The sequence below is a fragment of the Rhizobacter sp. Root1238 genome (genome assembly GCF_001425825.1).
GTDB lineage: Bacteria > Pseudomonadota > Gammaproteobacteria > Burkholderiales > Burkholderiaceae_C > Rhizobacter.
In genome coordinates this window covers 23,676-29,918 of the sequence record NZ_LMDM01000032.1, presented here as the reverse complement: position 1 = coordinate 29,918, position 6,243 = coordinate 23,676, and the positions used below count along the sequence as shown (strand labels likewise).

At 68.0% G+C, this 6,243-nt stretch carries 7 protein-coding genes; 1 reads left to right on the top strand and 6 read right to left on the bottom strand.

Translation table 11 applies throughout. The features are described 5' to 3' along the window. The 4 genes from ASC98_RS21220 to ASC98_RS21205 form a co-directional block, all read right to left on the bottom strand. Positions 1-377 (bottom strand): phosphoadenosine phosphosulfate reductase family protein (locus ASC98_RS21220; protein WP_157604837.1); only part of this gene is annotated, 377 nt, incomplete at its 3' end. Continuing rightward, positions 374-1,126: a phosphoadenylyl-sulfate reductase gene (locus ASC98_RS21215; protein WP_056820456.1), complete on the bottom strand. Its 753-nt coding sequence runs from the start codon at positions 1,124-1,126 to the stop codon at positions 374-376. The genes ASC98_RS21220 and ASC98_RS21215, both read right to left, overlap by 4 nt. Further along, complete coding sequence (locus ASC98_RS21210; protein WP_056808281.1) at positions 1,123-1,656, bottom strand: DUF934 domain-containing protein; 534 nt, start codon at positions 1,654-1,656, stop codon at positions 1,123-1,125. Before ASC98_RS21210 ends, ASC98_RS21215 begins: the two co-directional genes overlap by 4 nt. A gap of 2 nt (positions 1,657-1,658) precedes the next feature. Beyond that, entirely contained in the window at positions 1,659-3,359 is a 1,701-nt protein-coding gene (locus ASC98_RS21205) for a nitrite/sulfite reductase (protein ID WP_056808283.1), read from the bottom strand. Between the two features lie 202 nt (positions 3,360-3,561). Between ASC98_RS21205 and ASC98_RS21200 the strand changes: the two genes are divergently transcribed. Then, the gene (locus tag ASC98_RS21200) at positions 3,562-4,539 is read left to right on the top strand and encodes a patatin-like phospholipase family protein (RefSeq protein ID WP_056808285.1); all 978 of its coding nucleotides are present in this window, start codon (positions 3,562-3,564) and stop codon (positions 4,537-4,539) included. Positions 4,540-4,544: 5 nt separating this feature from the next. On the opposite strand, the gene ASC98_RS21195 is transcribed toward ASC98_RS21200, so the two are convergent. Next, positions 4,545-4,838 carry a helix-turn-helix domain-containing protein gene (locus ASC98_RS21195; RefSeq protein ID WP_056808287.1) on the bottom strand — a complete coding sequence of 98 codons (294 nt, stop codon included), beginning with the start codon at positions 4,836-4,838 and terminating at the stop codon, positions 4,545-4,547. 11 nt (positions 4,839-4,849) lie between these two features. Next, entirely contained in the window at positions 4,850-6,166 is a 1,317-nt protein-coding gene (locus ASC98_RS21190; protein WP_056808289.1) for a type II toxin-antitoxin system HipA family toxin, read from the bottom strand. Between the last annotated feature and the right edge of the window lie 77 nt (positions 6,167-6,243).

Here is a 6,243-nt window from a genome sequence, read left to right as displayed (position 1 = left end):
TCCAGCGGGTGCGACAGGCGCACCGTGCCGCGCTTGATCGAGTCTTCGAGGTGGCCGACCACCAGGCGCTCGCCCATCTCGGCGATGCGGCGGTCGCGGAACTCGATCACTTCGGGGAAGTTGTGGCCGGTGTCGACGTGCAGCAGCGGGAACGGCAGGCGGCCCTTGAACTCACCATCGGCGCCTTTGGTCTTGAAGGCCTTCTCGGCCAGGCGCAGCACGACGCACGAATCCTTGCCGCCCGAGAACAACAGGGCAGGGCGCTCGAACGCGGCCACGGTCTCGCGCAGGATGAAGATGGCTTCTTCCTCGAGCCAGTCGAGGTGGCTGTGGTCGAGCTGCGGCAGCAGTTGTTCCACGGTCAGCGGGGCATTCATTTCCGGTCTCCGATCATCGACACGGCGGCCTCTTCGGCCCCGTGCACGTGCAGTCCGCACTCTTTCGCCTTCTCGTCTTCCCACCACCAGCGGCCGGCGCGGAAGTCTTCGCCCACCGCAATGGCGCGGGTGCACGGCGCGCAGCCGATGCTCGGCATGAACTGGTCGTGCAGCGGGTTGTACGGCACCTCGTTCGACGCGATGTAGTGCCAGACGTCGTTCCAGCTCCAGTCGGCCAGCGGGTTGAACTTGATGCGGCCCTTGTCGTCGGGCTCGCTGAACGGCAGCTCGCCGCGGTTGTTCGACTGCTCGCGGCGCAGGCCGGTGACCCAGGCGCTGCGCTGCGCCAGCATGCGCGACAGAGGTTCCAGCTTGCGGATGCCGCAGCAACCCTTGCGCAGGTCGATGCTCTCGTACATCGCCCGCTCGCCGTGGTTCTTCACGAAGTGGATCACCGCGTCGGCCTCGGGGCGGTAGACCTCGACAGCCAGGCCGTAGCGCTGCTCAATGCGCGGCACCAGCGCCAGCGTCTCTTCATGCAGCTGGCCGGTCTCGAGCGTGCCGATCGCGATGGGGATGCCATGCCGCCCGATCAGGTCGGTCAGCACCATGTCTTCGGCGCCGAGGCTGGTGGCCTGCACGACGCGGCCCGGATGTTCGGCGGCCGCCTGCTTCAGCACCGCGACGGCGTGCGCGACGCGGTCGTCGAAGCCGGCGCTGGCGCGTGCATACAACTGGATCGCATTCATATCGCCGAGCCCGCCTGGTTGAACTCGCGGTTCGTCGTTTCCTCGCCGGCCGGGCGCTTGAACAGCGGCCGGTGCTCGTGCACGTCCGCCTGGTAGTGGCCGGGGAAGAAGTTCAGCGCGCGCTCGGCGATGTCGATCGACTGGTCGGCGCGCAACGCCACCGCATCGAAGCCGGTGCGCTGCAGCAGCGGCATCATGTCGACCACCACCTCGCCGGTGGCGCGCACCTCGCCGGCATAGCGGTAGCGCGAGCGCAGCAGCCGGGCCTGGCTGTACGCGCGGCCATCGACCCACTTCGGGAAATGCAGCACGACCAGCGCCAGCCGCGGCAGGTCGTCGGCCAGGTCTTCGATGTCGGCATCGTTCGGGAACTGCACGCCGACGGGCATGCCGGCCGGCCAGGTGCTGCGCACGCCATGCCATTGCGCGAGCGTCAGCAGGCTGTTCGGTGCGGGCGTCAGCGTGACCATCGGGCCGTCTTCGCCAGTGATGGTGCGCCACGGGTCGCGCGCGGTATCGATGAATTTCATGGTCAGGCCTTGGCGGTGCTGCGGCGCTGGGCGTTGGCCGCGGTCTTGAACGGATCGAGCCCGATGCGGGTCACGGTGTCGATGAAGCGCTCGGCCGCGGTGCTGCGCTGCTGGCGGTAGGTGTCGAGCACCGCCTCGATCACGTCGGGCACCTCGTCGGCCGCGAACGACGGGCCGATCACCTTGCCCGGCGTCGACTGGTGGCCGCTGATCGCCGAGCCGTCGAGCCCGCCGAGCGTCACCTGGTACCACTCGCTGCCGTCCTTGTCGACGCCGAGGATGCCGATGTGGCCGCTGTGGTGGTGGCCGCAGGAGTTGATGCAGCCGCTGATGTGCAGGTCGATGTCGCCGATGTCGTAGAGCTCGTCGATGTCGTCGAAGCGCTCGGTGATCGCCTCGGCGATCGGGATCGAGCGCGCATTGGCCAGCGCGCAGAAATCGCCGCCGGGGCAGGCGATCATGTCGGTCAGCAGGCCGATGTTGGGCGCCGCGAAGCTGGCGGCGCGGGCGGCCTGCCACAGTGCGAACAGCTCGCTCTCGCGCACCCACGGCAGCACCAGGTTCTGGTCGTGCGAGACGCGCAGCTCGGCCTGGCTGAAGCGGTCGGCGAGGTCGGCGGCCAGTTCCATCTGCGCGTCGGTGATGTCGCCCGGCGCTTGGCCGGTGCGCTTCAGCGACAGCGTCACGCTGCGGTAGCCGGCGAGGCGGTGCGCGTGCACGTTGCGTTCGAGCCAGCGCTGGAAGGCGGCGGGGGCGTCGGCGGGAATGTCGATCCTGCTGTCCGCGATCGGAGCGACGCCAGCCGGTGTCACGAAGTGCGCCGCGACGCGGTCGAACTCCGCCTGCGGAATGATCTGCTCGCGGCCGTCGGCATCGAGTGCGAGGATCTTCTGGTATTCCTCGGCCACGTCGTCGAGGAAGCGCTGGCCTTCGGCCTTCACCAGGATCTTGATGCGCGCCTTGTACATGTTGTCGCGCCGGCCGTAGCGGTTGTAGACCCGCACGATGGCCTCGAGGTAGACGAGGATCTGCTGCCACGGCAGGAACTCGTTGATCACCGTGCCGATCACCGGCGTGCGGCCCATGCCGCCACCGACCAGCACCTTGAAGCCGATCTCGCCGGCGTCGTTCTTCAGCAGCTGCAGTCCGATGTCGTGCCAGGCGATCGCGGCGCGGTCTTCGCGGGCGCCGCTGACGGCGATCTTGAACTTGCGCGGCAGGAACGCGAACTCGGGGTTCAGCGTGCTCCACTGGCGCAGGATCTCGCAATAGGGACGCGGGTCGATGATCTCGTCGGCCGCGACACCGGCGAAGCAGTCGCTGGTGATGTTGCGGATGCAGTTGCCGCTGGTCTGGATGCCGTGCATGCTGACCGAGGCCAGCAGGTCCATCACGTCGGCCGACTTCGGCAGCGGGATCCAGTTGTATTGGCAGTTCTGCCGCGTCGTGAAGTGGGCGTAGCCGCGGTCGAACTCGCGTGCGATGCGCGCCAGCATGCGCAGTTGCGTGGCACTCAGCTCGCCGTAGGGCACCGCGATGCGGGCCATCGGCGCATGGCGCTGGATGTACCAGCCGTTCTGCAGGCGCAGTGCGCGGAACTCGTCGTCGCCCAGCGTGCCGGCGAGGTTGCGCTGGAGCTGGTCGCGGAACTGCGCTGCGCGCTGCTTGACGAACTGGGTGTCGAACGGGGTGTATTGATACATCGCCTTGAGTTCGCTTCTGGGGTCAGTGGAGGCCGCATTTTCCTCGCCAACTGAACGTTCAGCACGTTCGGCACGCCCGGCGCGCATGGCCGTCAAGGAGGAAGCGGCGACTGTACGGGCGCGCATATATATGCAGGAAGAACATTTTTGTTGCTTGTTTATTCGACACAGGGATAAAGGCGGCCTTCCCTAGAATCGCCGGATGCGCTCCTTTCTGACTTCTTCGTGGGCCCGTGCGGCCGCCGTGGCCGCCGTCGTCCTGCTGGCCGGCTGCCAGACCGTTCCCGTTCCGTCGCCTTCCGGCTCGGCCTCCTCACCGGCCGGCAACCCGCCGCTGGTGGTGGTCGTGCCGCCGGATTCCGCGGCCTCCGCGCCGCCGGTGGTCATCATCAAGCCGGTGCCGAAGCCGCCGCGCATCGGGTTGGCACTGGGCGGCGGCGCGGCGCGCGGCTTCGCCCACATCGGCGTGATCCAGGTGCTGGAAGAGAACGGCATCAAGCCGGACCTGGTGGTCGGCACGTCGGCCGGCAGCCTGGTCGCCGCGCTGTATGCGTCGGGCAAGAACGGGCTGGCGCTGGCGGCGATGGCCGATTCGATGGACGAATCGGCGATCACCGACTGGGCCTTTCCCGGGCGCGGGCTGATCCGCGGCGAGGCGCTGGCGCGCTTCGTGCGCGAGAGCACCGGCGGCAAGACGATCGAGCAGATGCGCCTGCCGCTGGGCATCGTCGCGACCGATCTCGACAACGGCGCGCCGGTGCTGTTCCAGCGCGGCGACGCCGGCATTGCGGTGCGCGCCTCGAGTGCGGTGCCGGCGGTGTTCCAGCCGGTGCGCATCGGCACGCGCGAGTACGTCGACGGCGGGCTGGTGTCGCCGGTGCCGGTGCGCTTCGCGCGCCAGATGGGCGCCGATCTGGTGATTGCGGTCGACATCTCCGCGGTGCCGGACGGTGCGGCCACCGGCGATCCGATGCGCATGCTGTTGCAGACTTTCGCGATCATGAGCCGCAGCATCAATGCCTTCGAGCTGCGCGAGGCCGACGTGGTGCTGCGGCCGAAGCTGAACGACGTGTCGTCGGCCGATTTCGCGGCGCGCAAGCGCTCGATCCAGGCCGGGCGCGAGATCGCGCTGGCGATGCTCAGCGAGCTGAAGCTGCGGATCGCCGCGAAGACGCACTGACGCGATCAAGCGTCGGGCGGCGCGATCCGCACGACGCCGAGCTTCAGGCCCAGCACGCCGAACAGCCGGTTCATCGTCTGCACGCTGCCTTCGCTGCGGCCTTGCTCGATGTCCTGCACCGTCCGGTAGTGCACGCCCGACAGCTTGGCGAGCTCGGCGCTGGTCAATCGCAGGGTCTTCTTCAGGTGGCGCAGCGCCTCCTGCGTCGACCATTCCGGGTGGGCCAGCACCTCGTCGATGGCCTGCTTGCGCAACATGAGCTGCTCGGAGAGGCTGAGGCTGCCGTAGCGCTTGTCCACGTCGTCGGCGCTCAGGTCAGCGCGGCGAGTTGGCGGGCCTGGGATTCCAGGCCGGCTCGCAAATGGGCATGGACCTCGGGCGACAGGCCGGACCCAGCCGCGTCGCCGGCGATCTTGTCGAGCACCGGCGCCATGGCCTTCAGTCCGGCCAGCAGCGGCTCGCGCCGCACGGGCGTGTGGGTCTCGCCAGGCTGCGGCAGGCTGTCGGCGCAGACCTTGTCCAGCACGCGCGACCAATCCGGTTGTCCGCCGTCGTTGCCTTCCCATCGAATGCGGCGCGCGATGCCGTCCGGGTGCAGGTACATCGGGGCAAAGTCGTAGAGCGGCGTCAGCGCCACGTGGCCGTCGAAGTCGCGCTGCACCGCGGTGTTGCGGGCGTGGTTGTCCTTGTTGCCGAGCGCGAGGTTCGCCACGTCGCGGCGCAGGTATTCGAGCACCTCGGTCTGCGGATCGCTGCAGCGTCGCACCAGCTGACGGCAGACCTCGTCATGCGAGGGCACCTCGCCGAAGCCTGGTTTGCCGGTCAGCGTGGCGATGCTTTCCTGGGCCAGGCGCAACACGCCGCCGGGCATGGGCCGGCGGTCGAAGCGGGGGATGAAGAGCGCGCGGTCCCGCAGCGTCAGCGGCGCATGGACCCGCAGCCCGAGCCGCCGTGCCAGTTCCATGTAGGGCGCTTCATGACGCAGGATCGCGGCGAGCGCGGGATCGGTGCCGCGGCCGAACTTGACGATGAAGTGTTCGCGGGCCCGGGCGTCGGGCAACGTGTGGTCCAGGTACAGCAGCCCGTCGTCGGCCCGTGTCAGCAGAAGCTTGGGCCATTCGCCCTGCACGCCGGAGGAGCCGGCCACGAACAAGCCGTGGGAGGCGAGATGTTCGCTGAAGGCCTCGCCACGCCGGGCGACCTCGGCGTCGGTGAAGCCTTGCGCGACGCGGTCTCGTTCGGCCAGCCACATGGCGGCTTCCTTGATGCGAAGGTTGCCGATCGGATTGCCGGCGCCGGCCAACAGCAATCGCCAATCGGCTGCATCCGCCATCGTGGTCGGCAGGCTCAGCTGCCGCAGCAACTCTTCGCGGCCGAAGCCCTGCGGCAGCATGTCGATCACAAACACCGGCCAGTGTTTCAACTGCAGCGGTTCCAGGCTGACAGGGTGGTTGCACGAGAACGCATGGGCGTCGATGGCACCGGTGTGCTCGACGGCCCAGGCGACCGCATAGCCGGTGTAGCTGGCTGCGCGCCAGCCCGCTTGCGCGCTGCCGAACAGGCTGACGACCCCAGCGTCATGCCAGGTGCCGTCGGCAAACAATTGAATGGTGCACTCGCCGTTCATTTACACAGAATTCTATCTATCTCATCGGCCAATTGATGCATTTTATGGATAGTTTTCTGTGTAAAAAGAATCGAAGC